Raw genomic sequence first — 26,535 nt, 5'->3', positions numbered from 1 at the left:
GCTTTCCTGAAAACCTCTCCCAAAAAAGCTCAGCAGGTTTTGCTGATAGCTTATGCTGTGGTTAGTGCTGCAAGCCTGGACAGGTGGCCTACTTTGACCAGGATTAAACAGCCGTCCTCGCTGAAAGGCCGATGTTTGCTGTCGTGAGGAGAGCGTATCCATGTACCTGCAGGATATTGTCCGTATTCATCTTCAAAGGTTCCGTCAAGGACTAAGACCTCTTCTCCTCCCATATGCCGGTGAGTGCTAAAATGTGTTCCTCTTTGCCAGCGAACCAGCGCGGTATGCTCCGCAAACGAATCTGAAGCGAATTCGTGTAAGGGCATCACGGTTAAGCCATCGACTAAACCCGGTAACCAAGTAGTTTCGTGTGTATTCAGTGTAACCTGCTGTTGGTCGTTGGCATCAAACATATTAAGTTTGACGAGTAACTCGCAACCGACGCTGCTGCCGGGTGTATGGCTGGAACCCGGAGGGTTACGTAAGTATGAACCGGCAGGGTAGCTGCCATTTTCATCTTCAAAAACACCGCTCAATACAAAAATTTCTTCACCTAAAGGATGGCTGTGTGCCGGAAAAAAAGTGCCGGGCTCATAACGTACAATGCTGGTGACTTGCCCGTGTTCTGCCGCTTCTCTCTCCAGTGGTTTTCGCCATACGCCTTTAGAAGGCGAGGGCAGCCATTCGTTACTCGCTGTTTCAATTACACAGCGTTGTTCACGATCCATGTTGATGGGTATGAAATGATTGGTTGTAGCTGACATAGTAGGCTCCCGCTGATACCGTTGGCAATGCCGTCTACTGTAACAACCTGTCCTATTGGATGGAAAGCATTGAATCCTGCAAGGTTTTGATCTGGCTCTGGCTTTAGCTCTAGCGCTAGCTCTATAGTTCAGAGTAACTGAAAAAATTTCATCAATTGCATCTGGGGAAAAGTTCGCTTGCGGCAATCTCATCGCGAGTGGAAATAGTGCAAGTGACGAAGATTATCTTCATCACTTGCGGTCTGATCGCTTCTATCAATTAAGCTTTTTTACGGGCTGGAACGTGTTTTATTGAACCGGAGTTAAGTGGAGTGACTTTAATCGTCTCTTGAATCTTATCCTGGGCATCCTGCATGAATTTGCTTATATCAGCCATCCCATAAATATCAGACATTTCAGAAATGTTCTTTTCTATAACGTCCATCAGTTGTTCTTTAGTTGCTGACAGCATGGCGACTTCTTTTTCTGTAATGTTAGCCAATTTAGCATCTAACTCTTTGAAATACTTGATCTGCAGTTCGAACGCTTCTTTAGGCTCATGTACTTCACTCAGTGCTTTCATCTGCGCCAGTCCAGTATTGAACAGGTCTGTCATATATTCAGTCTGAAGAGCGATTAGCTTTTCAGCGGCTGATTTGTTTATGTCAGAAATCATTGTTACAGGCATCAGTTTTTCTTGGATATCTTTGATTATATCTTGTCGCATTGCTTTATCCTCAGCTGGTTTTTTCAAACATCCGTTTTAATCTAATTGATCATATTTTAATCTATATTGCAAGTTAATTGAGCAGCTATTTGCTAAATATGAGATGGGAAAGATTGAACGCAGGTGTGTGATGACAAGCAGTGAGACAACCGATGACACTCACAGCTTTGAGCCATTCATGGCATTGATATTGATATTGGTATTAGTATTAGTATGACCTGCCAAAGCTAAATAGCTCAGGGTAATAAAACAGGCTGTTTAGTTTTTGATGTTTATTCCGGCTAACAGCTCATTTTTCTTATGCTCAATTACGCTGAGTAATTCAGCCATAGGTATAGGTTTGCTGTAATAATAACCCTGGTAGCTATCACAGCCTTTTTCCTTCAAAAAGTCATATTGTTCCTGATTAACCACACCTTCAGCTACTACCCACAAATTGAGATTTTTAGCCAGCGATATAATGGTTTGCACGATAGCCCTGTCGTTGACGTCCAGCGTAATATCATTGATAAATGACTGATCGATTTTTATCACATCGATGGGCAAGTTTTTCAGGTATTGGAGAGAGGAATAGCCGGTACCAAAATCATCTATAGCAAGACGAATACCCATCTCTCTTAGTTCGAATAATTTTCTTTTTGTTTCGTCCAGATTGTGGATAAGAATAGATTCGGTCAGTTCGAGTTCAAGCTGCTGAGGCTGGATGTTATGATTCAGCATGATGCGCTGCATTTCAGAGATAAAGTTTTTTTGCTGAAATTGGCGGACACTCATATTTACTGAAATGAAAGAAATCGGTTGTTTTTTGTGTGTGTTCCATGACGATATTTGTCGGCAGGCTTCTTCTAAGACCCAGGTACCGATAGGAACAATCAATCCGCTTTCTTCTGAAATCGTTATGAAATCATCCGGATACACTACGCCGCTATTCGGCTTTTGCCATCGGATGAGTGCTTCTGCGCCGCTGACTGCCTGGGTTATAAAGTTAATTTGCGGTTGGTAATACAGTTCAAAGTGATTTCTTTTGAGTGCGTCATGTAAACCATGTTGAACACTTAAGCGTTCATCCGCTTCTTTTTGTAAGCTGGGGGTAACAAACTTATAGTTATTGCGGCCTGATTGTTTGACTTTATACATGGCATTATCAGCCAGTTTCATCAAGTCTATGATCTGGTCGGTATCATCCGGAAACATCACGATGCCGATACTGACGGTAATCTGCAGTTTGTTCTCTTGCGTGACAATGGGTTCAGATATGGTATGAATAATTTTTTCGGCAACACTGCTGGCATGGCTTATCGCATTTTTTTTATCTTCGCCTAAATCGGCGAGCAAGACGACAAACTCATCTCCCCCCAGGCGGGATATCGTATCTTCCTCGCGAATGCAGTCGGACAAACGTTTAGCGACTTCTTGCAGAAGTTCATCACCGATTAAGTGCCCTAAAGAATCATTAATCACTTTAAAGTGGTCAATATCTAATATGAAAACAGCACCGTGTTGGCGGTTACGGTGCGCCTGAACGAGTGCTTGTTTGAGGCGATCTTGTAATAAAATTCTGTTGGGTAGGCCTGTTAACGGATCATAATAGGCCATAAAGTGAATGTGCTCGGCATCTTTTTTGCGTTGGGTGATATCTGAAGATACGCTGATAAAATACGCGGGTGATCCATCTGGGTTACTGATGGTCGTCAGGCTAATCCATGCAGGATAAATTTCACCATTTTTTCGTTTATTCCATATTTCACCCTGCCAATTTTTATTGATCTTTAGCGACGTCCACATCTCCTGATAAAACTGCTCATTGTGTTTACCTGATTGTAAAATACTATAATTTTTTCCCAGTGTTTCTGCTTTACTAAAGCCTGTGGTATGAACAAAGGCTTTATTGACCTTGATGATATTGTAGTCAGGGTCAGTAACAATAATCATCTCTCCACATTCGTCTAAAACGGAAGCCGATAGGGTTAAATCTTGCTCTAAGGCTTTTAAGTTAGATATATCACTGATCGCCATGTGTATACGCATGCCTTTATTATGATGCTCAGGTGCGCAATCCAGCTTAACCCAAAAAGGGCTAATGGTTTTAGTGTATAAACGCAATTCACAGGTATCAGTTTTTTTATCCTTGATGACTTTATTGCAAAAGAAATAGAAATTATCCTGATCATCTGCAAAGATAAGCGAAGTGAAAGGGCGCCCAACGAGGGCGTCTTTATTTAATCCTAACTTACCAGCCAGCGTCTGGTTTACTTCGAGTATGTTTTTATATACATCGATAGTGACATAACCCACGGGCGCAATATCGTAGTGCCTGAAATGAACAGAGATCTCCTCTTCTAGCTCATCTTGAAGGCTATTCAGCTCAGCATTGGTTAATTGAAGCTCTTCGTTCTGTAATTCCAGCTCAATTCTGTAGGTATCAAGTTCATGCAATAGCTTAGCAAGGTCGGTGTTATTGGCCACCGTATCAACATGATTGAACAGCTTCAGTATATCTTCAGCTTTTTTTCGAAGTTCAGAGAACTTATCACTGGTACTCATTCGGCTGCCTTACCATAGTGAGTTGATTTCAGAGCCCATGTTAAACAGGTACTAATACTAAAATTGTGTTGGCTGCATGGTCTGGCTTTTTTATTTTTGGTATGGTTATTGTAATCTTACATTCTAAATTCTTCTGGCTAATGGTGTGGATTTTTGATGTAAATATGATATTGGATTTATGTTCAACGATGGCTTGCATGTGTTTTGATAGAAAAGCAGTTGTCAGGATCAGCTTAGGGATACTTTTTAGCAGAGATGCTTTATCTGATCCATCAAATAATGATACACCTGAATCATTAATATTAAGTATCTGTATTAAATTTGTTAGCTCTTCACTTTTAAAATTTTTATTTTTTAAATGTGATTCTAGTTTTTCAAGCGTTGTCAGGTGATGCGTATCAATGTATTTAACCAGCCCTGATGCATCTACTTCAAGTACAGTGAAGGGAGAGTTATCGAATAAGCTTTTATAGCGCTGTTCGCTGTCTATTAACGTTTTTTCTATCTCTTTTATACTGGTAATATCTTCAAATGAGATAACTACACCAGCGATAACATTATTTGATGTGCGGTAAGGAAGAGCGCGCATTTTATAATATTTATCTTTAACGTCATATACTTCGATTTCATGCTTTTCAAGCGTCTTGAGAACATGGTTAGCAACGTCAGTTAACTTTATGTTTTGTAAACTAGAAGACAAGTGAGCGATAGGTCGGTGTATGTCTGTTGGCAGCAGATTAATTATGTCCTGCATTTTAGGGGTGAAGCGGCGGATTTTTAACTCGGTATCTAAAAATAGCGTTGCTACCTGGGTGCTATTCAAAAGATTTCTTATATCATCATTTGCCATTGATAATTCGTCGATATGGGCTTGTAATTCTGCATTAACAGTTACCGACTCCTCGTTAAGCGATTGTAATTCTTCTTTGGAAGTTTCTAGTTCTTCATTAGTGGACTGCAGCTCTTCATTGGTTGACTGTAATTCTTCATTAGCAGACTTGAGTTCTTCATTTGATGTTTCCAGCTCTTCGATGGTTGTTTGTAAATCATCCCGAATGTTGTCTAATTCTTTTTGTAGAATGCTTGCATCATTGTTGGCGGGCAGCTGTTTATTTATGTCGGTTGCCGTGGTGGCTTTGGCATGCGGTTTTTCGGTAAAGGTAATCATGAGCAGATCTTTTAAACTGCCTATTTCCTGCAATACCTTTACGCTTAGATCTAAAAATAATTTACTGTCATCCATGCCAAAAGGAATGTTCTTTTTAAGAACATCTTTTTTATGTAATACCGCTTTATGAATAGCGCTGGATAGCTCTTCCCGTAGCGCGGGAGTGCGAGCCATCTCTAAAATCTGGTTGCTTAAGCGGCCTTCGGCCGGCTCTAAATAATGGCCCAGTCGACCATGCACATAGACGATATTCATTCGGTTATCGATAATGACGCAGGGCGGAACATTATTGTTTTTAAGGATCATTTCAACAAGCTGAAGCGCACTCAGTTCTGTAATCTGGGTTGCTGCTGGTCGTGTGTTTGTCTTTTCCATTTTTAAGGGACTCTGTGGCTCTGTAAAATGCAGACCAGACGTTGTATTTTCCTGGTGAGGTTTGCGTTTAAATATTTTCCATTTTTTGTCTATAATTTCAAAATAACTATTTGACTGGCCTGTTGTTTCTGATGGCCCTAAAAACAGAATGCCTTCATCTTTTAAACTGTAATGAAAAATAGGAAAAATATGTCTTTGTAATTCCGGGCTAAAGTAGATCAACAAATTACGACAGCAAATAATATCAAGTTTTGAAAAAGGAGGGTCTTGTATCAAATTCTGAGTGGCGAAAACGACCATCTCGCGGAGGAATTTTTTTACATTGTAGTAGCCATCCTCTTTAGTAAAGTAACGCTGGCAATACTCCTCCCCCAGATCATTTATAACCGTTTGCGGATAGCGTCCACTGCGGGCCCGTTCAATCGCATATTCGTCTACGTCGGTCGCAAAAATCTGTATATTCATACTCTTGGCTGAAGTGGCCATGTATTCTTGCAGAAGAATCGCCATAGAATAAGCTTCTTCGCCACTGCTGCAGCCAGGGGCCCAGACACGTACTGTATAATTATCAGGTTGTTTGTCGAGTAACTCAGGGAGGATGGTGTCTGATAAAACTTTAAATGCGTCTTTGTCTCTGAAAAAGCTGGTAACGCCGATAAGAAGATCACGAAATAATATGCCGACTTCCTGACTCCCTTCCTGAGTGCGTTTTTGAAGAAGTAATAAATAATCGTGTATATTTTCAATTTGCAGGACTTGCATGCGTCGCTCGATACGACGAAATATTGTTTTTTTCTTATAAAGCGAAAAATCATGCCCCATTTTATTTTTAATGATGAGTAAGATTTGTGAGAGAATACTGGTTAATATTTCAGTATCTGTCACTGTGTTTGATCTGTTCATCACTGATGTTTTGAAATGCTCTATTAAATGCCTTGGCATCTCGCTGGGATCAAGTATGAAGTTGACCAACCCTGTGTCTATCGCACTTTTTGGCATACCATCGTATTTGGCAGAGCTTGTCGATTGAGCCAGCGCGAAGCCTGATTCAGCGGCTATCTCTTTGAGCCCCAATGTTCCGTCTGTGCCCGTACCCGAAAGTATGATGCAGGCGGCATTCCGTCCCTGGTCTTGTGCTAAGGATTCAAAGAAAGAATCAATGGGTGATTTGATACGCTGGCCTGGCGTTTCGATCAGCTCCAGTACGTTATCGCAAATCTGCAAATTTCGGTTGGGTGGAATGACATAGATTTTATTGGCGGCTACCTGTTCTGAACTGCGAATTTTAACGACTTCCATTTTGGTGCGTCTTTGCAACAGTTCTGGTAACAGGCTTACATGAGAAGGGTCTAAGTGCATGACAACGACAAATGCCATACCGTTGTTATCAGGTATGTTGTTGAAGAATGTTTCCAGAGCTTCAAGTCCACCTGCAGAAGCACCTATGCCAACAATGGGGCAATTTTCGTTCATGTTGTGAAGCCTTGATCCATCATCTTCTCCCTGACAATGTAAAGAAATAAACATAAAAATGTTAAAGAATGAATGCTCATTCATTAGCATTTTATACTACTAGACTAGTGTCGCTAAAATCTATCACTATTTTTTTACTAACGGGATCTGCTGCTGCTCTTTTTAATGGTTTTCGCCCGACACCTTTGGCGGGTGAGGGGAACCTTCATTATTCGCCGTTTGTATCACGCAGCGTTGCTGACGATTCATGTTGATGGGTGTGAAGTGGCTGGCTTTTGGCAATGCTTTACTGCAAAGGTATTATTAATGGGTGTTTATAAAATAAGGTGGAGGCGGTTTAGATAAAAGAAGATATTGATGCGTGACCCGCCTGGCGTAAGTGACCAGAAAAATCCTTCATCACCTTTGCGGACGGGTGCTGCTTTTATCAATCAATCAAGACTTTTGCGAGTGGGCTCTGTGTTGTGCGAGCCGCCGTTAAGTGGAGTGACATTCATTATCTCTTGAGTTTTTTCTGAGCATCCTGCATAAACCCGGTAGCATCAGCCATCCCGAAAATATCTGACATTTCAGAAATATGCTGTTCTATAACGTCCAGCAGTTGTTCTTTGGTTGCTGACAGCATGGCGACTTCTTTTTCAGTCACATTAGCCAATTTAGCGTCTAGCTCTTTGAAGTATTTGATCTGCAGTTCGAATGCTTCTTTTGGTTCCTTTACGCTACTTAGTGTTTGCATCTGCGCTAGTCCGGTGTTGAACAGGTCAGTCATATAGTCAGACTGAATCGCGATTAACTTTTCGGCGGCTGACTTGTTTATGTCAGAAATCACAGTGATGGGAACGAACGATTCCTGGATATCTTTCATTATATCTTGGCGCATTTTCCGGGCCTCAGTTAAGTGTTTCTATAGGGGTGTATCAGATCTATTATTCGTCTCGCATCCTTTATTTCAACGTAATTGAGGAGGTCTGAACTAAATTTGAGGTAGAAAAAATCGGATCTGTATAAGTGGTGGGAGTTATATTTTTTGCGTATATAAAAGCCCTGTACTGTTTATACATGACTGAATGAGTGGGTTTTTATCACCGTCAGAAGACAAAGGTGTAATCGTGCAAAGGTCTTTAGTTAACAGGCGTATTCATATAAGTATCAATAAAAAAGTACAGTGTGGTGGCAATGCTGGCCACAATGACAAAGTTTCTTACATGCTTTTGTGGCAGTTTGCGTGATAGATGTGCCGCCCCATAGCCTCCGGCTAATGTTCCCAACAGTACAATGCTGCCTTCATGCCAGGCAATCACATCATTGTAAATAAATAGCGCAATGGCAACCAGTGAGACAACCGATGATACTAAGAGCTTTAAACCATTCATGGCATTGATATTGGTATGGCCTGCCAAGGCTAAATAGCTCAGGGTAATGATGCCTAATCCTGCATTAAAAAAGCCGCCATACGTGGCGACCCCTAACAGTAAGACTAACAGTAAAACCCCGCCAATGGATGATGCATGCCGGTGGCGGGATGCCAGTTTTTTCAGGCCTGTATTAATTTGTCCGCCAAATATAAATAACACTGTTGCAAATAGCATTAGCCAGGGAATGGCTTCTTTAAAAACTGTTTCGGGTGTTTGCAGCAGTAACCATGCACCCAGAATACCGCCGGTTAAGCTGATAAGGGTGATACGAAGTAGTTCTTTCTTATGCTGGGCGATCTCTTTACGAAACGCATAAGTACCGCTCATATAGCCCGCGCACGAAGCAAAAGTGTTGGTCGCGTTCGCTGTAATAGGCGCTATCCCTACAAAGATGAGTGCAGGAAAAGTAATAAAGCTGCCGCCCCCCGCAATGGAGTTAAGCACCCCGCCAAAAAAACCTGCCAGGAACAGAAAGATTAATTCAAATGACATAGCTAACATCAGGTCCGTTAACGTTAAAGGAGCAAAACGATAGCATATTCGTAGTGAACTCAAGTAGATACAGATAGCGCATAAATCTACCCGTTCAGATAATTCACTTTAAAGATGTTTTTTTTCTGGCAAACTGAGCGGATATTAAAAAGCACCTGTGGGAATTGACCTGTTATGACCAATGCTAAGTTTGTAAATGATGCTGAAATAATCGAATTTGTACTTTCTAATACCCGGATTTTTAATACAGAGCAGTTTACTGACACGTCCGCTTTGCGCGTTGAGGAGATAGGCGACGGTAATATTAACTTTGTATACCGTATTACCAATGACCAGCAGAGTGTCATTGTTAAACAAGCGCTGCCCTATGTACGTATTATCGGTGAAGGCTGGCCGTTATCGCTGGATCGCATCCGTATTGAGGCACAGTGTTTAAAAGAAGAGGGCGCCTGGGCTGCTGATTATGTGCCGGCTGTGTACTATTTTGATCTCGCCCGTTCAGCTTTCATAATGCAAGATATAGGTGATCATGAAAATCTGCGTCATGCGCTTATTGCGCGCAGGTCCCTGCCTGAACTTGGCCGCCACTTAGGAGAGTTTCTCGCCGAAACGCTGTTCCATACTTCAGATTTCTATTTAGATACGTACCAGAAAAAAGCAGCGGTAGCCGACTATATCAATCCTGATTTGTGCAAAATAACCGAAGAACTGTTTTTCCTGGACCCGTTCTGTGACCATGAACGCAACAGTGTTAACCCACCCTTGAGAGAGGCTGCAGAAGCACTGTGGCAGGATGAAGCGCTTAAAATTGAAGCCGCCAAACTCAAATATCATTTCATGAATGATGCACAGGCATTATTGCACGCGGATTTGCATTCGGGATCTGTGTTTGTCAAAGCTGAAGGAACTCAGGTGATTGACCCTGAGTTCGCTTTTTATGGGCCGATGAGTTTCGATATTGGTTCTATTATCGGCAATCTGCTGCTCAACTTTGCAGGTCAGCCAGGGCTTGAGGGTGCTGCAGAAGAGAAGCAGGACTATCGTGAATATCTGCTAAACACGATTGATACATTATGGGCTACCTTTTGCTCTCGCTTTAAGACGCTTGTCAGTGAGCAATGTAAGGACCCTGTATTTGCCTCGGCTGGCTTTGTTGATGCTTTTATCGCGAACACATGGCGCGAGAGTATGGGTTATGCCGGCACGGAGTTGATTCGCCGTACCATAGGGTTAGCGCATGTGGCGGATCTGGATTGCATCGAAGATATTGATGTGCGTGCGGTGTCAGAGAAGTTTGCGTTGGATTTAGGCAGTGCGTTGATAAAACAGCGACAGGTAATTAAATCGCCGCAGGTTCTAAAAGCGCTGATCCAGGCTATCTGACTTAGTATGTTGATATTACGTGCCCAAACAGTAAAGGAAGAGACGAGTGACAGACAACCGCCGGTTAATTTTATCCTGGGCAGAGCAGGGGTTCATTCAAGGGGATGTGGAAGCCGCATTAGCCGCTACCCAGTCGCGCCCTGCTAAAAAAGAGTGGTTTAGCTTTATTAGCCAATTTCTGATGTGGAGCGGAGCGGTTGCGATTACGGTTGGCATGATTTTCTTTTTTGCCTTTAACTGGGAGGCCATGGGGCGCTTTGCTAAATTCGGCCTGCTCGAATCTATCATGTTGCTGGCGGCGTTTATCTATTCCCGTCTTGATGACCAACGGACATCGTCTACAGTTTCCTTATCAGGCATGGCGTTGTTAACCGGCGCACTATTAGCGTTAACCGGACAGACCTATCAGACCGGCGCTGATCCATGGCAGTTATTTGCAGCCTGGGCTGCATTGATCACGCCATGGGCGGTTATCGGGCGCTCAAGTACGTTATGGCTGCTGTGGATCGGTTTAGTCAATCTCACGCTGATGCTATACCTGAACACTTTTCGTGGCCTGTTTGGTTTTCTGTTTCGCGAGGAGGATTGGTTGTGGTTATTCCTGGCCGTGAATTCGGCTTTTATTGTCTTCTTTGAGGTCCTGGCATGCCCGGGAAGCCCGCATGGCTCCTCAAAGCAAAACGTTTCAGATCAGGAAAGCTTGGATAAAAACGGCTTGGATATAAAAAGCACACCCCGCTATGCATTCATCACGCTGTACAATCGACAAGCTGCTCAAGTATCGGCCTTAATTGGCGGTGTTACCGTTACCTGGCTTGCTATTATCGCCATTTTTGATAGCAACGATGAAATATGGGGTTTGCCGGTTTATGTGATCTGGATGGCCGCTGTTTTTTACGTGTACCGCTATCGTGTTGTAGACCTGGTGTTGTTATCTGGCTGTGTCTTAAGCGGCATCATGGTGGTGACGTTTTTATTAGGTCGGATGTTGGAAGATATGTTGGATGATGGCGCATTTTTACTGATCAGTATGGCCATTATTGGTTTATCGGCGGCGGGGGGGATTTGGTTGAAAAAGCTTTCCCAACAACAAAAGGCTCTTGCACAACAAACACATTGCGAAAAAGATCAGCCCAGTGAGGAGGTTTAATATGGACTCTTCAGCGCATGATTTATGGGAAACGCTTAAGCGCCAGCAGCTGGTCTCAGGAGAGCTGCCCGCTAACGCTGCTGATTCTGTGCATGACAGCACCCCTTGGTATATTGCTTTAATGCAGGGGTTTGCAGGCTGGGTTGCTGCATTCTTTATGTTGGGTTTTGTCGGGGGACCTGTATTTGGTATTTTGTTTCGTGTTGATAATGAAGTCGCACTGATCGCTGTGGGGCTTATTTGTTGTACGGGCGCTTATCTATTGTTTCGCACCCAGCCAAAGGGCATTTTCGTTGGCCAGTTAGGTTTGGTGTTTAGCTTAACCGGGCAGATGATGGTGGCTTGGGGGTTACTTGACTGGGCATCTTACCAATCTTCAATCGCTGTTTTCCTGTTAGCTGCTTTCCAGTTAGTACTCACCGTCATTATGCCGCACTTTATACACCGTGTTTTAAGCTGTTGGTTTGCCATGATTGCGCTCTTTTGGGGCCTCAATCAACTCGGGATATACGGTTTAGGTGCGGCTTGTTGTAGTGTGCTGTTTACGCTTGTCTGGATAAATGAGAATCATTGGAAGCGATTTGCCTCTTTATGGGAACCGGTTGGTTTCGGGTTAGCGTTGGCATTGGTGCAATTTAACGGGCATATCCTTTTTAGTGATGATTTATTATCTTTTTATGGACAACAAGCCGCCAGTGGATGGTGGTCGATAGCCCCCTGGCTGACGTCAGCATTAGTCGCCGTGTCATTCGCCTTGGTGATTAAAAAGATCTTCATACAGTATCAGCTCTCCTTGTCATCCATGGCAGGGCGGCTGGTGCTGCTTGGCGGTGTCCTGCTCGTCGCATCCGGGTTGATAGCCTTAGGGACCAGTAGCGCATTGTTAATATTACTGGTGGGTTTTGCCTACCAGCGTACCAGTCTTAAAGCGCTGGGTTTACTCGCGTTATTATCATTCGTCTCCTGGTATTACTACAGCCTCAACACAACGCTACTCGTTAAGTCATTTATTTTGGTAGGTACGGGTGTCGCGTTATTGCTGGGGCAACTAATGATGCGTGCTCTGTTGAATGTCAGCTCACAGCAAAGTGCCAGTGAAAAAGGGAGTAAAGAGGAGAGTACGCAGGAGAGTATTTTCTTACTGTCGCGTTTATTCAAGCGCACAGCGATGAGTCGCACTAAATGGGTAAGTGTGGTCATGATGCTGTTTGTCCTGGCGGCTGTGAATGTTAGCATTTTTAAGAAAGAGCAAGTATTGGCATCTGGCACGCTGGTCTTATTGGAACTTGCGCCAGTTGATCCACGCTCGCTCATGCAAGGGGACTACATGCGTTTACGCTTTGCTCTGGAAAATAAAGCGTTTCGCGATAAGCCAGCTTTGAATGAAGCGGGTTTCATCACCGTCAATCTGGATGCAAATAGTGTCGGCGAATACGCCGGTTTTTATCATGGCGAAACATTGCAGGATAACCAAGTAAAAATGCAGTACCGCATACGCGACGGCGACGTTAAATTTGCGACCAATGCTTTTTTCTTCCAGGAAGGTACAGCACAGCTATATGAAAAAGCGCGTTATGGTGAGTTCAGGGTCGCCGGCAATGGTGAGTTGCTGTTGAATAATCTGCGTGATGAAGACTATAAAATTTTGGGCTATAACCAGCCGTAATCTGGCGATATAACGGCTAGCAGGCTCGGCCGGTCGTAGCGAAGGAATAAGGGATAAATAATGCAAAAGGTAACAGGCTTGGCCCGGTTCTATTATGCAACGGGGTATTCGATAAAAGGAATCAAGGCTGCCTTTAAGCATGAGCCGGCTTTTCAGTATGAGGTCTATGCGTTTCTGCTACTGTTTCCTGCATCGTTTTGGGTAGCACAAACAGCCACACAGTGGGCTCTGTTGGTGAGTGTCTGTTTGCTGGTATTGGCGTTGGAGGTCATCAATTCTGCTATTGAAGCCGTAGTCGATAGGGCCGGTACCGAGTTTAATGAGCTGGCGGGACGTGCTAAAGATTTAGGCTCGGCCGCTGTTATGTTTGGCTTGTTGATTAGCGCGGCGGTGTGGGGCGGGATTATCTGGGATAACGGCGGCCTGTTTTAGACCGCTTTTTCAGAGTGATAATAAGCAACTGTTGAAACATCTAATGATGCTGTTGTGACTTAGGAAACAGTTAAAGTTTTATATGTGAAATTTTTTTAGAAAGCGCTTCCTCAAAAAAATTTAAGTTTGGCTCATTTTAATTGCCGGGAACATTGTTAATGTTCTTAGATAACTGATTAGAAAATATTTTCTTGAGGATATGTAATGTGCAAAGAGATGATGCACCCGGTGCAATTAATAAAAAAACCTGTCTCTATTATTACTGCATTCAGCGAGTCAACAAAGAACGACCTGATAAGTATTCAATCAGAGTACATGCTTAAACAGCTCAACAGTGTCATGTTAAGGTGTAGAGCCCTGGGTCAGGTAGAGAACCCTGAAGGCACTATTGAAAATCATCTTCAATATTTTGAAGGTGTTAGCAATGGGCTGTCTGATATAACCGGGCAAGAAGTACGTCTTCTGAAGTTTTACAAAAACAAACTCATAGACGTTGTGGACAAAAATATAAGCGAAGTTCCCCTCATGTCGGTTTCCTATCGAATGACTGAGGGCGAGCATATATCAGTCGTTAACGTACAAAAAGATAATGCTCAACATGAGCGCGTTACCTAGTAAAAGCGTTATTTCCAGGGTCAGTTAAACCTGTCCATTTCCAGGATATCATCTCCATCTACTCTCTATACCACAGCACGCAAATTTTGAGTTTTTTTAGATGTCAGGGCAGGTTTTTTTCGTCCCATCGAAAGTGTAGCATTAGCAAAAATATCAAGAGCGGTACTTGTCACTCATCATTTAACGATACGGGTATAGTGCTAAGAACCAAGTGCTAAAAACCAAGTGCCAAATGCTGATATGGCGATAGATCTGGCTTGGATTTGGAAAAAGAAAAAGTCATTGGCGTGATTACCAGATAAGTTGATCCCTTTGGAAAAAACAAACGGCAATATTTTTATATTTTGGCATCAAGTGAATGAAGGTTTTATATGTTGGAATGGAAAAAAGAATCTAATTATGTAACCCATGAGTCTGGATTTACGATTATCGTAGAAGAGGGTTCGTTTAATGATCCCTCTTCAATCCAGATTAAACAGTCTGAGGGAGTTAGTGCAATACAACAGGCGAAATTGCTCAGAGAAGGTATGGAGTTTGTCCGTTCAAAAACACATGTAGACACTAATCGGATGACACCTCTGGAAAACAACACTCCAAAAATAACGGTCAAAAAAACACGAAAAATACGTAAGCCAGGTCCAACCGAATAAAGTGCCCGCTTTGAGTCGGCATAAACGACTCGAAGTGCCAGCGACCTTGGTAAACCTGAACCACTCAAACATAACCTATCCGGTTTATGCTCAGAACGTCTTTTCTCTCAGACAGACTGATTGATGTGTTTGATAAATAAGGTGTATATTTTTTTGCTATAGGCAGACTCTATTTGTTGATAATGCCGCCTGATCAGGCGGCATTATCAGTTTCATTGACAGCGGTTAAATCATCGCAGCTGTGTTTATTCACCAAGGTACGCAATTCAGGGATACAGGAACCGCAGTTACTGCCACACTTTAATCTGGCTCCTAAGTTTTCCACACTGTTGGCTTCGCCATTTTGTAGTGCCTTGATAATGGTTTGTTCGCCTACCTGGTAACAGGAGCAGATAGTTTTTCCTGTTTGTAATGAGGGATCTGCCGGAAAGCCGGAAAGTAAACGTAACCGGTCCTGATCAGGTGAAAATTCCGTTCCTATCTGGCTGGCTAACCAGGATTTATCGTATTCAGGGAGTGCTGGCCCGCTAAGCAACACCAGCTGTAACTGATTACCCTTAAAGCCAGCCGCATTCAGATAGCGTTGTTCTGAGTCAGCCAGATGCACCCATTGGTCAACCTGTGGAAACTCAGCCGTAAGCCATGTGAATGATGGCGACCTTTTAAGATCAATAAGCTCCCAGAGCGTGCAATTGGCCAAGGGCGTTTTAAACCATTCCATTGTTGTATCAGGGACAAAGTCAGGGGCGCTGAGTAAAACACCCTGCCAATGAGGTGTTAACGATGTGATAGTCACCGGGCTGTGTTTGAACTCGGGTTGGCCGGAAAGAGCATCTTGAATCGGGCGTACCAGGCTGTTTGCGCGTGCGTGGCTGGCAAATGCATCGCTCCAGTGCATCGGAACAAACAGCGAGTCCGTGCGTTGTGAATCGCTGATGTTAGCGCGTGCAATATATTCAATCCCCCGGTCTTTGAGAGAGACTAGTGTGTTATTTTTGATAGCCAGTTTTGCCGCCGTGTCAGGGTGAATTTCAACCTGAGGCGTTGCAATATGCTCCAATAAGCGATGCGCCTTACCGGTACGCGTCATGGTATGCCACTGATCTCTGATGCGGCCAGTATTAAGGATCAACTGGTCGCAGTCTGCTGCATACGTGGGTAAGCGTGGTGTAATAGCGATCAGATTTGCTTTGTTAGACGCTGTATAAAAATGCCCATCGTCAAAGAAACGTTTTCTGCCCTGTGGATAGCTTTTGTTCACCGGCCATTGAATAGGGTCAAGGTTTTGATATTCCAGGTCGCTGATATTAGCAAGCCCTGAAATGTCAAAGTCACGCTCATTGTTACCGCTAGCGTCTATATTTTCGAAACCGGAGAGTGCGGCATGTTCGCGAAACACATCGGCGCTGCACGTGAAGTTAAATGCATCCTTAAAGCCCATATGTTGAGCAACGTCACTGATTATCTGCCAGTCATGACGTGCTTCACCGGGCGCGCTAAGAAAGCCTCGTTGGCGGGAGATACGTCGTTCTGAGTTCGTCACCGTACCCTCTTTCTCCCCCCAGGTGGTTGCCGGTAAACACACATTTGCAAACTGCAGCGTATCGGTTGAATCACTTGAATCGGACACAATCACTAAATCACAATGGGCGAGTGCTTGTTTAATCTTGTCGGCATCTGGCATTGAAACGACAGGGTTAGTGGCGATAATCCAAATGGCTTTTATTTGCCCGCTAGCCACTGCATCAAACATGTCGACTGCTTTTAAACCTGCTCGCTGGGCTAAATCAGGCGCATTCCAAAAACGTTTAACTTTATCCAGACTGTCCGGGTTTTTGAGCTCCATATGTGCTGCGAGTTGGTTGGCTAAACCGCCGACTTCGCGTCCTCCCATGGCATTGGGCTGACCTGTGATGGAAAAAGGTGTGGCCCCCGGTTTGCCAATTTTTCCGCTAATCAGGTGGCAATTGATAATGGCATTACCTTTATCGACACCGCTGGATGATTGGTTGATGCCTTGCGAGAAGAGGGTGACGCTGCGCTCATACTCAGCAAACCATTGATACAGCGTGTTGAGCGCCGCTTCCGCTAGATCACAATCCATGGCTGTTTGTGCCAGAGTCTGTTGTTGGACGCTCTCAGATAAGGCATCAAACCCCTCACAATGCTGATCAATAAACCCATGATCCAGCTGTTGATTGGCAATCAGGTGGTGCGCTAAGCCGTTAAAAAGAAAGCCATCACTGCCGGGCTTTAAGGGCAAATGCAGGTCAGCAATATCGCAGCTGGCGGTTTTACGTGGATCAATGACAACGATCTTCATCTCAGGACGCTCAGCTTTGGCTTTTGCTAAACGCTGATAAACAATCGGGTGTGCCCAAGCGAGATTGGAACCGGTAAGAATCACTAAGTCTGCCAACTCAAGATCTTCATAACACCCGGCTACTGTATCACTACCAAAAGCGCGTTTGTGCGCCGCTACGGCAGATGACATACATAAGCGGGAATTGGTATCGATATTTGCGGTACCGATAAAGCCTTTCATGAGCTTATTCGCGACATAATAATCTTCAGTGAGGATCTGCCCGGACACATACATGGCCACAGCGTCGGGGCCGTGTTCTTCGATAATATCGGATAGCTTGTTAGCAACATGAGAATAAGCGGTGTCCCAATCGACATTCTGGCCTTCAATTTTTGGGGATAGCATACGGCCATGATGGCTAACCGTTTCATCTAAAGCAGAGCCTTTAACGCAGAGTCTACCCTGATTCGCAGGATGCTCTGTTGAGCCGCTCACCGCGATCAAATTACCCTGCTGAATTTTGGCATCTACTCCGCAACCAACGCCACAGTAAGGACAGGTGGTTTTTATAGTCTCTGTTGTCATCATGTTTATTCCCAAAAAAAAGGCGCTACACAGGAGTAATCCTGAAATAGCGCCATTGCCAAAGCTTCTCAATACCGAGAACAAATGTGGGTACGTTTTCTGCGTACCTGTCTAACTAAAACTGCTCTAACTAATACCTCACTTAAACCAATGCATAATTAGTGCCATCGTATTTGTAGTGGTCGTATTTTTTGTAGTACCTTGTTATTAAAGGTATTTTTTTTGTGAGCGCTGATGGTTTTTTAGTTGTGACTAAATAGCAGATGTTCTGTAGTGTGCATCGCAATGAAAATTGCACCGTTGTGGGACTTAACATGTTGTAATATAGCTGGATTTCAATCTAATAAACGAAGCTGATTAATACTAAACGAAATATTTATAGGATGCGCAGGGGCTTTTTATGGAACGTTTGATAGACAACATTATTTTTATAGCGCCCTTACTGGCTGTTAGTACGGTAGTTATTGGATTTTTATTGATAATGAACTGGTTGTTGTTGGGACGTCATCCTGAGCTTGGCAATGAGAAAAAGCTACCGCGACAATTAGTTTTATTGGCGCTTACATTGGTCGGCTTTATGATGGTTACCTTTTCGTTGCCGGTGAGTGATACCGCACGAAATCAGGTGATAGCGCTCACCGGGGTATTACTTTCTGGTCTTGTTGCGTTCTCATCGACAACTTTTGTTGCCAACTTTATGGCGGGTATCATGCTGCGTATGAACCGGCCCTTTAATACCGGTGATTTCATTCGGGTAGAAAATCATTTCGGTCGTGTTTCTGAACGGGGCTTGTTTGATACCGAAATTCAAAGCGAGCATCGTGAATTAATCACGTTGCCAAACCTGTACCTGATCACCCGTCCTGTAGAGGTGGTCAGTAAATCAGGTGCGATTATTTCCAGTACCCTATCGCTGGGGTACGACATTCATTACTCACGCATAGAATCCCTCTTGATTTCTGCTGCGCAGGCTTGCGAACTGGCCGATCCTTTCGTTCAGGTCATTGAGTTGGGTAATGATGCGATTACCTACCGGGTTAGTGGCTTACTAGTGGATGTGAAAAGTATGCTGACCACTCGTTCATTGCTGTATCGCGCCATTTTAGATGTATTACATAATGATGGTGTAGAGATTGTATCGCCTAGTTTTGTTAATCAAAGGCGTTTGGATGACAATGCCAAAGTAATCCCGGATTTTGCAGTTAAAGCACCGGTCGACACATCATCCAATGTCGAGTCTATTGTTTTTGATAAAGCAGAAAAAGCCGAGCAGCACGAATCGGCTGAGGAACAATTGAATACAGAACTACATTCTTTGGATGAAGAACTCGGTGCAGCCAGTGGTGAAGTAAAAGCTAATATAGAAGCTCGCATAGAGCAAAAACGACAACAGCTAGACCAGATCAGTGAGCAAAAAGAAGAGGAAAAAGTAAAGTGGGAATATTGAGCACCTTCTTTTGCTGATACAAGCAACAAAGGAAGCACGGATCTTTTCATTTGCAGGGTAATCTTCGGATTACCTTTTTGTTTGCCCAGGCGTTTTACACACAAGCCTGATATGTAATGTACGACGAAGGTTTGTGTCTTCTGCTTTATTACCCATGTATTTTTTTTAAACTCTTTATCTATTTAAAGCGTATATATCCTTCTGTTAAAAACCTATTATCTGTTTAACTGACGTCACTCATGGGCTGAAAAAAATGACTAAAAAAATAGAATATTATTTCGTTTTAAATTCGCCGTGGAGCTACTTCTCTGGCGCTCGTCTTGGCCAGATAGCGAAACAAAAAAATGCTGATATAGACTTAAAACCGGTGCTTCTTAGTGAGCTGTTTCCCCGCACGGGAGGACAACCGTTGAAGCAACGCTCCCAGCAGCGTCAGGCCTACCGTTTAGCAGAGTTAAAACGCTGGAGTAGCAGGTTGGCTTTACCAATTCATCTTGAGCCGACATATTTTCCTGTTGATGAAAGCCTTGCGGTACGGACAGTGATTGCTGCTATCCAGAGCCAACATGATGCCCTTGAATTAGTGATTGCGCTAGGTGCTGCGCTGTGGAGAGATAATCTTAATTTAGCGGATGAACAGGTAATAGCCGATGTATTGATTAAGTTACAACTACCGCTAACACTGATTCAAACCGCCAAAGATGAACAGAGTTACGCTAAAATATTGAGTGATAATACGGAAGAAGCCATTTCTAAAGGCGTATTTGGCGTCCCCACTTTTGTGGTTGGATCAGACGTTTTCTGGGGCCAGGATCGACTGGATTTTGTTGAGCAAGCACTAACTTGATTGTTCAATGAAGTTATGAAAAAAGGCTAGTCACAAGAAGCTTGTGATGCAGGGATTCCACTGTATGAGTGTGCCGTTTGTGGACCAACATTGGTGTTACGTAAAGATCAGGTTGCTGGTATAGATATGCCTGGCATGGATAAAAACCGCCCATCTATCATTCTCACTAGTAGATGGGCAGTATCCGTTTTTACTTTTAAACCGTCTGAATCATCACTCGCTCATTAATGATCTGTGTTTTCCAGACGGGCAGGCTCACTGTCTCGTCTTCCAGACAGCAGCCGTCTTCCAAGAGGAAATGCTGTTTATACAGAGGAGAGGCAACAAACAACTTGCCCTCTTTGGAGCCAATTATGCCGCGTGAAATCACATTGGCATTGCCGAAAGGGTCGTACTGACCTACGGCATAAACTTTCTGTTCGGCTGGTAAGTAGAAAAGGGCGATTTGCTGCTCTTTGAGCAGAGCGCATACACCACTGTTTTCGACTAGGTCACCAATGCTGCACAGGTCAAGCCATTCTGATTGTTTAGTCATTTTATTCTCCTCACATAATCATCTTGATGGGTTCAGCCACTGCTTTTTCTTCTTCCGTAGCGGGACGAATCTGGCCACGCTCCTGAATAAAGACAATGTTGTTGTCTGTTTTTTCACTGTTGACGAAAGTACGGAAGCGTTTCAGAGCGTCTTCATCTTCGATGGTGCGTTTCCATTCACATTCATACGTGGCAACCACATGATCCATCTGGCTTTCGAGTGTTTCATTCATACCCAGATGATCATCGATCACTACTTTTCGCAGGTATTCCAGGCCGCCTTCGAGGTTCTCCATCCAGACCGAGGTACGCTGCAGGCGTTTGCCGGTTTTAATATAAAACATCAGGAAGCGATCGATATATTTAACCAATGTATCTTTGTCGAGGTCGGTAGCGAACAGATCGGCATGACGAGGTTTCATACCACCGTTACCGCATAAATAAAGATTCCAGCCTTTTTCTGTTGCGATAATGCCAATATCTTTACTTTGTGCTTCGGCACATTCGCGCGTACAGCCTGATACACCGAACTTGATTTTGTGTGGCGCACGTAGGCCTTTGTAGCGGTTCTCCAGCTCAATCGCGAGCCCGGTACTGTCGTCTACGCCATAGCGGCACCAGGTGCTACCCACACAGGATTTGACGGTACGCAGTGATTTACCATAGGCGTGGCCCGTTTCCATGCCTGCATCAATCAGCTCTTTCCAGATTTCCGGCAGCTCTTCAAGACGCGCGCCGAACAGGTCAATTCGCTGGCCGCCCGTTACCTTGGTATATAGGTTATATTTTTTGCCGACCTGGCCAATAGCAATAAGCTGATCGGGTGTGATTTCACCACCGGGTACGCGAGGAACAACGGAATAAGTACCGTCTTTCTGCATATTCGCCATGAAGGTATCGTTAGTGTCCTGTAAACCAACATGCGGTTTATCGAGGATATATTCATTCCAGCAAGAGGCCAGCAGCGAGCCGACAAGCGGTTTGCAGATTTCACAGCCATGACCGTGACCATGCTTACTCAGTAAGCCATCAAAGGTTTTGATCTCTTCGATACGGATAATGTTGTAAAGATCTTCACGAGTGAAGGCAAAATGCTCGCAGATATCGTGGCTGACTGTGACGCCGCGCTGTTCCAGCTCGTGGTTAACAAGATCGGTTAACAGCTGGTTACAGCCACCACATCCAGAAGCGGCTTTCGTGGCTGCTTTTACTTCACAAACGGTTTGTGCGCCGGCTTCTATCGAGCAGAAAATAGCGCCCTTGGTGACATCATGACAAGAGCAGATATGCGCGGTATCGGGAAGCGCACTGATCCCCAGGCCTGTTTCTGCATCGTCTCCACCAAAGTTAGGTACGATCAATGTCTCAGGGTTTTTCGGTAGTTGAATTCCGTTGAGTGCGTACTGCAGTAAGGTGCCGTAGTCATTGGCTTCACCTACCAGAATAGCCCCCAGCAGTTCATTACCTGTTTCAGAAACGACAATCTTTTTATAAATCTGGTTGACCTGATCGTTGTAGGTATAGCTCAGGGCGCCTTTGGTATGGCCATGGGCATCACCGATACTGGCAACATCAATTCCCATTAATTTTAACTTGGTACTCATATCCGCGCCGAGGAACTGCTTATCTCCACCTGAAAGCTGTTCAACAACCACTTTTGCCATCGCATAACCCGGTGCAACCAGTCCGTAGATACGACCACTCCACAAAGCACATTCGCCGATAGAGTAGATCTTTTGGTCTGAGGTCTGGCAGTTGTTGTCAACGACAATACCGCCGCGCTCGCCCACTTCAAGACCGCAATCGCGTGCCAGGTTATCACGTGGGCGGATACCGGCTGAAAACAAGATTAAATCTGTTTCCAGCACTTCACCGTCGGCAAATTCCATACGATGATAGGCATCCTTGCCATCAACAATCTGCTGCGTGTTTTTACCGGTATGAACTTTTACACCCAGGTCTTCAATTTTTTTACGTAGCAGGTTACCGCCGCCTTCATCCAGCTGAACCGCCATCAGTCGTGGAGCAAACTCAACCACGTGAGTTTCAAGGCCCAGATCCTTGATCGCTTTAGCGGCTTCAAGTCCGAGCAAGCCACCACCGACAACAACCCCGACTTTAGCGCCGGTTGCAGAGGCTTTAATCGCTTCAAGATCTTCTATAGTGCGGTATACCAGACAATGCTCACGCGTGTGGCCGGGAACCGGAGGAACAAATGGGTATGAACCGGTGGCCAATACCAACTTGTCATAAAAAAGGGTGGTGCCCTTGTTGGTGTGAACATGCTGTGCGTCACGATCAATCGAGGTCACGGCTTCACCAATCAGGACGTTTAACCCCCAACTCTGGTAAACATCAATCTGGCCCATCGCCAGATCTTCAGCCGTTGCACCACTAAAATAGCTGCTGAGGTAAACCCGGTCATACGCTAAACGGGGTTCTTCGCAGAAAACAGTGACATTAAACTGATCCAGTTGGCCGCTATCAGCCAGGCTTTGCAGGAACTGGTGTCCTACCATTCCGTTACCAACAACAACGAGGTTTTGCTTGTTCATAGGGAGGCTCCTGTCAGCGCGGTATCCGGCTGATTCTCTTGATCTGAGTGATGAGTCGAGTTATCTGTGTCCTGCAGGCTTGAACAGTAAGACTGCCCAAACAGCAGGGTGGGCAGCAGATGTTCAATCTTGATCTGCTGCTCTAAAAGTTCGTAATACCAGTTACCATCCTGTACATCGCCAAACAGAACTATGCCGATCAGGGTTTCGTTTCTGATGATGAGTTTGCGGTACGCACGGCGGTCTTTGTCCTGTAGCACCACAACACGGTCATGCGGTTGGCCGTTAACCTCACCCGCGGAGAATAGGTCGATACCGGATATTTTCAGTTTGGTGGGCGTGGCTTTAGTGGAATAGTCAGTGTCAGTGCTAAACACTAAGCGATTGGCCAGAATATCGGCCTGATCCCAAATAGGCGCAACTAAGCCGAAGGTTTCACCACGATGTTCGATACATTCACCGAGGGCACTGATATGTTCGTCAGAAGTGAAGAGCTGATCATCAACCACGATTCCCCGGTTGACCTCTAATGCTGCCGTTTGCGCTAACAGGGTATTCGGTGTGATGCCTGTGGCAATAATCACCAGGTCTGCATTAAGCACATCGCCGTTTTTAAGCGTCATGCTGCTGACCGCAGTGTCGCCATGGAAACTATCAACTTCGGTATTCAGTAAAGTTTCTATGCCACGTTCCTGTAACGAGAGGCGCAACATTTCACCCGCTTGTGCGTCCAACTGTCTGTTCAGTAAGTGGCCTGATCGATGAATGACGGTTGTCTTAACACCTTTGATGGCTAACCCGTAGGCCGCTTCCAGACCGAGTAAACCACCACCAATGACGACTGCGTGATTTGCCGATTTAGCGGTATTCACAATAGCATCGACATCTTCGAGTGTTCTGAAGTCAAAAATATTACTCAGCTGCTGGCCGCTGGCGGCGATTTTTGCAGGACGTGATCCGGTTGCAAAAACCAATTGATCGTAGGTTAATTCAGTGCCTGTATGGCTGCGCAGGGATTGTTGCGTGCGGTCAATGTCAACAATGCGTTCGCCTGCAAACAAGGTGATGTTGTGTTCTGCATACCACTCATGTGAATTGAGAACGATCTCTTTTTTTGTTACGTCGCCCGCTAAAAGTGGTGACAGCATAATGCGGTTGTAATTGGGATGGGGTTCTTCACCAAAGACAGAGATTCTGAAACGATCCGGCTGACGGCGGATAATTTCATTAAGTAGTCTGCCTCCTGCCATACCGCTACCGATAATCACCAAATGTGGCTGTGTCATCGTTAATCTCCAGAATAAAAAAAGGCGCTCTGCTCGCGCATCATGTCAATGCTTGAGGAGAACGCCATTGTTCAAATACCAAATTGTGTTACTGCTGCTATACATTTAATTAGTAAGCGAAAACTGTGCCATTAGTTGAATTATTATATATAACAGATACTTAACTGTTTTTAAGAGGTGTTGGATGCTATGTGCGGTGCACCATTAATAATACATTTGCCTGATCAGGCACGTTAATGGTGCGGATTCAGGTGGAGTTATGTAGCAGATATAGGCGTTATACAGGAGTAGCGTGTGGTTGAGCGCGAGGTTAGCAACAGGATAGAAAGCACCTGGGTAAATAGCCTCATTCTTACGTGAGGACTTGTAAAAGATTTAGTATAAGAAGTAGCGCTGCGGCACCTTGCCAAAAGCGTACCGGATGCTTTTCAATCAAGGGTTGTTTTAAAATAGTCGCTTCCAGACGGCGATTGGGTACACTCAGATCCTGCATGAACTCTGAAAAAGCGCTATAGCGATGAACCGGATTGGGTTGCAGTGCTTTTTTAAGGCAGGCTTCTATCCATATGGGTATCTCTTTACGATGATGCGTGCTCGGGATGTAATTAAGCTCACAATAGTTATTCAGCGTGATTCGTTTAACATTAGGCTCTTTGTACGGCAGGGTGCCGGTCAGCATTTCATAAATAATGACGCCTAAAGAGTAGAGGTCAGACTTGAAGCTGGCCTTTTCACCCACCAAAAACTCCGGAGCAATATAATTGACGCTGCCTTGTGGTACGGATTTATCTAAAGGCGAGTTGAGCTCTTCTGATCCTGCAATCAGCACAGTACCAAAATCCAGAATTTTAATCTGCCCATCCTTGTTGATCATTATATTTTCGGGTTTCAAATCCTGATGGATCATATCTTTACGCTGAAACGCTCTTAAGCCACTGACGATCTGCTGTGCCCATTGACGTACCTGGTCAATTGAGGGGGCAGGGTTATCATGCATCCATTGGCGTAAATTAGTCCCTTCAATATATTCACCCAGATAATACATAAAATGCTTTGGCCGTGTTGGACGATATGTTTTCATCACGTGAGGATGATCCAGTGTCAGTCCAACCCATTCTTCGCGAATGAAGCCATCCAGATATACCAGATCTTCTGCAAAGTTTTCAGAGGGTGCTTTTAAGATAAACAGCTCAGCTGATTCGAGGTCTTTAACCAGGTACATATGGCTGCGCGTGCCGCTGAAAATAACCTGTAGTACTTCGAAATCATCAATTTTGTTGCCGGGTTTAAGTACCGGGGGAATGGGAAGTTGTGTCAGACGCTGATGGCTTTCATCGAGCGTTTCTAAAGGGAGTTGATTGATCTCAACAATCAGCGCGGTAAGGTTGTCATCGCTACCGTTGTCGTAGGCTTCTTCAACTATTTTTTTGGCGATGGCCTCTATATGCAGGTTGTTATCGCTTAATAGCTCTTTGATTCGTGCAAACGTTAAGTGCCCATGTACACCGTCTGTCGTCAGTAAGAGCCTGTCGTTGGGGTTTAGCGTGCGCTTAAAGAAGTCGACTTCCAGGTGTGAATCAGCTCCGAGTGCGCGTGATAAATACTCATGATTTTTGGTAGCCAGTACATGGTCAGAAGTCAGTTGCTCCAGTTCTCCTTCGCTCAGATGGTAGATACGGGAGTCGCCGACATGAAAGCAAAACAGTGTAGATGACTTCACCACAACCGCAGAGAAAGTCGTCAGCATGCTTTCGCGATGCCCCATTCTGTTTTGATTTTCATGGTAAAGCCAGCGGTTAAGCCCCGTCAGTACGCGTGACGCAGAATGCCCAACTCCCCAGCTGGGAGGTGTGCTCAGGTAGTCCTCGATGAAGCCTGTGACCGCGGTCTGGCTGGCAATATGAGAATCCTCGCAACTGCTGACCCCGTCAGCAATAGCGGCGGCGGCACCTTTGTATTCGCGTTCGACGCCAGAAGGAAGGGAAGCCGCAAATGCGTCTTGATTCAGCGCTTTTTGTCCTTTGGTTGAATATCCACCAAAACAAACGTCTAGCTGCTTACTCATGTGCGACTCCTCTCTCTTTTTGATCTGCGACTTAGCCGTTAATACTGTGAGTTAACTCATGTAAATCAGGTCACTTAA

At 44.6% G+C, this 26,535-nt stretch carries 19 protein-coding genes; 8 read left to right on the top strand and 11 right to left on the bottom strand.

The window, feature by feature from the left end:
- Positions 1 to 50: 50 nt before the first annotated feature.
- The 6 genes from BM099_RS08590 to BM099_RS08565 all read right to left on the bottom strand — a co-directional run bounded on the left by BM099_RS08590 (position 51) and on the right by BM099_RS08565 (position 8,937).
- Positions 51 to 764 carry a cupin domain-containing protein gene (locus BM099_RS08590; protein WP_090726758.1) on the bottom strand — a complete coding sequence of 238 codons (714 nt, stop codon included), beginning with the start codon at positions 762 to 764 and terminating at the stop codon, positions 51 to 53.
- A 259-nt stretch (positions 765 to 1,023) separates the two neighbouring features.
- Positions 1,024 to 1,470: a phasin family protein gene (locus BM099_RS08585; RefSeq protein WP_090726755.1), complete on the bottom strand. Its 447-nt coding sequence runs from the start codon at positions 1,468 to 1,470 to the stop codon at positions 1,024 to 1,026.
- 258 nt (positions 1,471 to 1,728) lie between these two features.
- Entirely contained in the window at positions 1,729 to 4,014 is a 2,286-nt protein-coding gene (locus BM099_RS08580) for a GGDEF and EAL domain-containing protein (protein WP_090726753.1), read from the bottom strand.
- Positions 4,015 to 4,054: 40 nt separating this feature from the next.
- Positions 4,055 to 7,030 carry a CheR family methyltransferase gene (locus BM099_RS08575; protein WP_177201123.1) on the bottom strand — a complete coding sequence of 992 codons (2,976 nt, stop codon included), beginning with the start codon at positions 7,028 to 7,030 and terminating at the stop codon, positions 4,055 to 4,057.
- Between the two features lie 496 nt (positions 7,031 to 7,526).
- Complete coding sequence (locus BM099_RS08570) at positions 7,527 to 7,910, bottom strand: phasin family protein (protein WP_090726747.1); 384 nt, start codon at positions 7,908 to 7,910, stop codon at positions 7,527 to 7,529.
- Positions 7,911 to 8,151: 241 nt separating this feature from the next.
- Entirely contained in the window at positions 8,152 to 8,937 is a 786-nt protein-coding gene (locus BM099_RS08565; protein ID WP_090726842.1) for a sulfite exporter TauE/SafE family protein, read from the bottom strand.
- A 174-nt stretch (positions 8,938 to 9,111) separates the two neighbouring features.
- Here BM099_RS08565 and mtnK point away from each other — a divergent pair, with 174 nt between their 5' ends.
- From mtnK to BM099_RS08535, 6 genes are all read left to right on the top strand, one after another.
- The gene (gene mtnK, locus BM099_RS08560; protein WP_090726744.1) at positions 9,112 to 10,320 is read left to right on the top strand and encodes an S-methyl-5-thioribose kinase; all 1,209 of its coding nucleotides are present in this window, start codon (positions 9,112 to 9,114) and stop codon (positions 10,318 to 10,320) included.
- Between the two features lie 46 nt (positions 10,321 to 10,366).
- Entirely contained in the window at positions 10,367 to 11,470 is a 1,104-nt protein-coding gene (locus BM099_RS08555; RefSeq protein ID WP_143083750.1) for a DUF2157 domain-containing protein, read from the top strand.
- 1 nt (position 11,471) lies between these two features.
- Entirely contained in the window at positions 11,472 to 13,136 is a 1,665-nt protein-coding gene (locus BM099_RS08550) for a GDYXXLXY domain-containing protein (protein WP_090726742.1), read from the top strand.
- A 60-nt stretch (positions 13,137 to 13,196) separates the two neighbouring features.
- Positions 13,197 to 13,568 (top strand): diacylglycerol kinase, encoded by a 372-nt coding sequence (locus BM099_RS08545; protein WP_090726740.1) that lies wholly within the window; start codon positions 13,197 to 13,199, stop codon positions 13,566 to 13,568.
- Positions 13,569 to 13,772: 204 nt separating this feature from the next.
- Positions 13,773 to 14,183 (top strand): hypothetical protein, encoded by a 411-nt coding sequence (locus tag BM099_RS08540; RefSeq protein ID WP_090726738.1) that lies wholly within the window; start codon positions 13,773 to 13,775, stop codon positions 14,181 to 14,183.
- A 371-nt stretch (positions 14,184 to 14,554) separates the two neighbouring features.
- A complete protein-coding gene (locus tag BM099_RS08535) occupies positions 14,555 to 14,833 on the top strand; it encodes a hypothetical protein (protein ID WP_090726736.1) in 279 nt (92 codons plus the stop codon).
- Between the two features lie 193 nt (positions 14,834 to 15,026).
- On the opposite strand, the gene BM099_RS08530 is transcribed toward BM099_RS08535, so the two are convergent.
- Complete coding sequence (locus BM099_RS08530) at positions 15,027 to 17,726, bottom strand: nitrate reductase (protein WP_090726734.1); 2,700 nt, start codon at positions 17,724 to 17,726, stop codon at positions 15,027 to 15,029.
- A 397-nt stretch (positions 17,727 to 18,123) separates the two neighbouring features.
- Between BM099_RS08530 and BM099_RS08525 the strand changes: the two genes are divergently transcribed.
- Together BM099_RS08525 and BM099_RS08520 are read left to right on the top strand one after the other, a co-directional pair.
- A complete protein-coding gene (locus tag BM099_RS08525; protein WP_090726732.1) occupies positions 18,124 to 19,170 on the top strand; it encodes a mechanosensitive ion channel family protein in 1,047 nt (348 codons plus the stop codon).
- A 253-nt stretch (positions 19,171 to 19,423) separates the two neighbouring features.
- Positions 19,424 to 20,017, top strand: a complete 594-nt coding sequence (locus BM099_RS08520) for a 2-hydroxychromene-2-carboxylate isomerase (RefSeq protein ID WP_090726729.1) — start codon at positions 19,424 to 19,426, stop codon at positions 20,015 to 20,017.
- 196 nt (positions 20,018 to 20,213) lie between these two features.
- Here the strand turns inward: BM099_RS08520 and nirD are convergent, their stop codons facing one another.
- From nirD to BM099_RS08500, 4 genes are all read right to left on the bottom strand, one after another.
- On the bottom strand, positions 20,214 to 20,552 hold the full coding sequence (gene nirD, locus BM099_RS08515; protein ID WP_090726727.1) for a nitrite reductase small subunit NirD: 339 nt from the start codon (positions 20,550 to 20,552) through the stop codon (positions 20,214 to 20,216).
- A gap of 10 nt (positions 20,553 to 20,562) precedes the next feature.
- On the bottom strand, positions 20,563 to 23,106 hold the full coding sequence (nirB, locus tag BM099_RS08510; RefSeq protein ID WP_090726724.1) for a nitrite reductase large subunit NirB: 2,544 nt from the start codon (positions 23,104 to 23,106) through the stop codon (positions 20,563 to 20,565).
- A complete protein-coding gene (locus BM099_RS08505; protein WP_090726722.1) occupies positions 23,103 to 24,392 on the bottom strand; it encodes an NAD(P)/FAD-dependent oxidoreductase in 1,290 nt (429 codons plus the stop codon). The genes nirB and BM099_RS08505 overlap by 4 nt, the downstream gene beginning before the upstream one ends.
- A gap of 352 nt (positions 24,393 to 24,744) precedes the next feature.
- Positions 24,745 to 26,457, bottom strand: a complete 1,713-nt coding sequence (locus tag BM099_RS08500; RefSeq protein ID WP_090726720.1) for a bifunctional protein-serine/threonine kinase/phosphatase — start codon at positions 26,455 to 26,457, stop codon at positions 24,745 to 24,747.
- Between the last annotated feature and the right edge of the window lie 78 nt (positions 26,458 to 26,535).

Origin of the sequence: Neptunomonas qingdaonensis, from assembly GCF_900113275.1 — a bacterium.
Classification (GTDB): domain Bacteria; phylum Pseudomonadota; class Gammaproteobacteria; order Pseudomonadales; family Balneatricaceae; genus Neptunomonas; species Neptunomonas qingdaonensis.
The sequence above is the reverse complement of the archived record's forward strand: the minus strand, read 5'-3'. Positions and strand labels throughout refer to the sequence as shown.

Excerpts from the sequence above, each read along its gene's own strand:
- BM099_RS08590 (WP_090726758.1), bottom strand. The coding sequence starts at position 764 with ATGTCAGCTACAACCAATCATTTCATACCCATCAACATGGATCGTGAA.
- BM099_RS08585 (WP_090726755.1), bottom strand. The coding sequence starts at position 1,470 with ATGCGACAAGATATAATCAAAGATATCCAAGAAAAACTGATGCCTGTA.
- BM099_RS08580 (WP_090726753.1), bottom strand. The coding sequence starts at position 4,014 with ATGAGTACCAGTGATAAGTTCTCTGAACTTCGAAAAAAAGCTGAAGAT.
- BM099_RS08575 (WP_177201123.1), bottom strand. The coding sequence starts at position 7,030 with ATGAACGAAAATTGCCCCATTGTTGGCATAGGTGCTTCTGCAGGTGGA.
- BM099_RS08570 (WP_090726747.1), bottom strand. The coding sequence starts at position 7,910 with ATGCGCCAAGATATAATGAAAGATATCCAGGAATCGTTCGTTCCCATC.
- BM099_RS08565 (WP_090726842.1), bottom strand. The coding sequence starts at position 8,937 with ATGTCATTTGAATTAATCTTTCTGTTCCTGGCAGGTTTTTTTGGCGGG.
- mtnK (WP_090726744.1), top strand. The coding sequence starts at position 9,112 with ATGACCAATGCTAAGTTTGTAAATGATGCTGAAATAATCGAATTTGTA.
- BM099_RS08550 (WP_090726742.1), top strand. The coding sequence starts at position 11,472 with ATGGACTCTTCAGCGCATGATTTATGGGAAACGCTTAAGCGCCAGCAG.
- BM099_RS08545 (WP_090726740.1), top strand. The coding sequence starts at position 13,197 with ATGCAAAAGGTAACAGGCTTGGCCCGGTTCTATTATGCAACGGGGTAT.
- BM099_RS08540 (WP_090726738.1), top strand. The coding sequence starts at position 13,773 with ATGTGCAAAGAGATGATGCACCCGGTGCAATTAATAAAAAAACCTGTC.
- BM099_RS08535 (WP_090726736.1), top strand. The coding sequence starts at position 14,555 with ATGTTGGAATGGAAAAAAGAATCTAATTATGTAACCCATGAGTCTGGA.
- BM099_RS08530 (WP_090726734.1), bottom strand. The coding sequence starts at position 17,726 with ATGATGACAACAGAGACTATAAAAACCACCTGTCCTTACTGTGGCGTT.
- BM099_RS08525 (WP_090726732.1), top strand. The coding sequence starts at position 18,124 with ATGGAACGTTTGATAGACAACATTATTTTTATAGCGCCCTTACTGGCT.
- BM099_RS08520 (WP_090726729.1), top strand. The coding sequence starts at position 19,424 with ATGACTAAAAAAATAGAATATTATTTCGTTTTAAATTCGCCGTGGAGC.
- nirD (WP_090726727.1), bottom strand. The coding sequence starts at position 20,552 with ATGACTAAACAATCAGAATGGCTTGACCTGTGCAGCATTGGTGACCTA.
- nirB (WP_090726724.1), bottom strand. The coding sequence starts at position 23,106 with ATGAACAAGCAAAACCTCGTTGTTGTTGGTAACGGAATGGTAGGACAC.
- BM099_RS08505 (WP_090726722.1), bottom strand. The coding sequence starts at position 24,392 with ATGACACAGCCACATTTGGTGATTATCGGTAGCGGTATGGCAGGAGGC.
- BM099_RS08500 (WP_090726720.1), bottom strand. The coding sequence starts at position 26,457 with ATGAGTAAGCAGCTAGACGTTTGTTTTGGTGGATATTCAACCAAAGGA.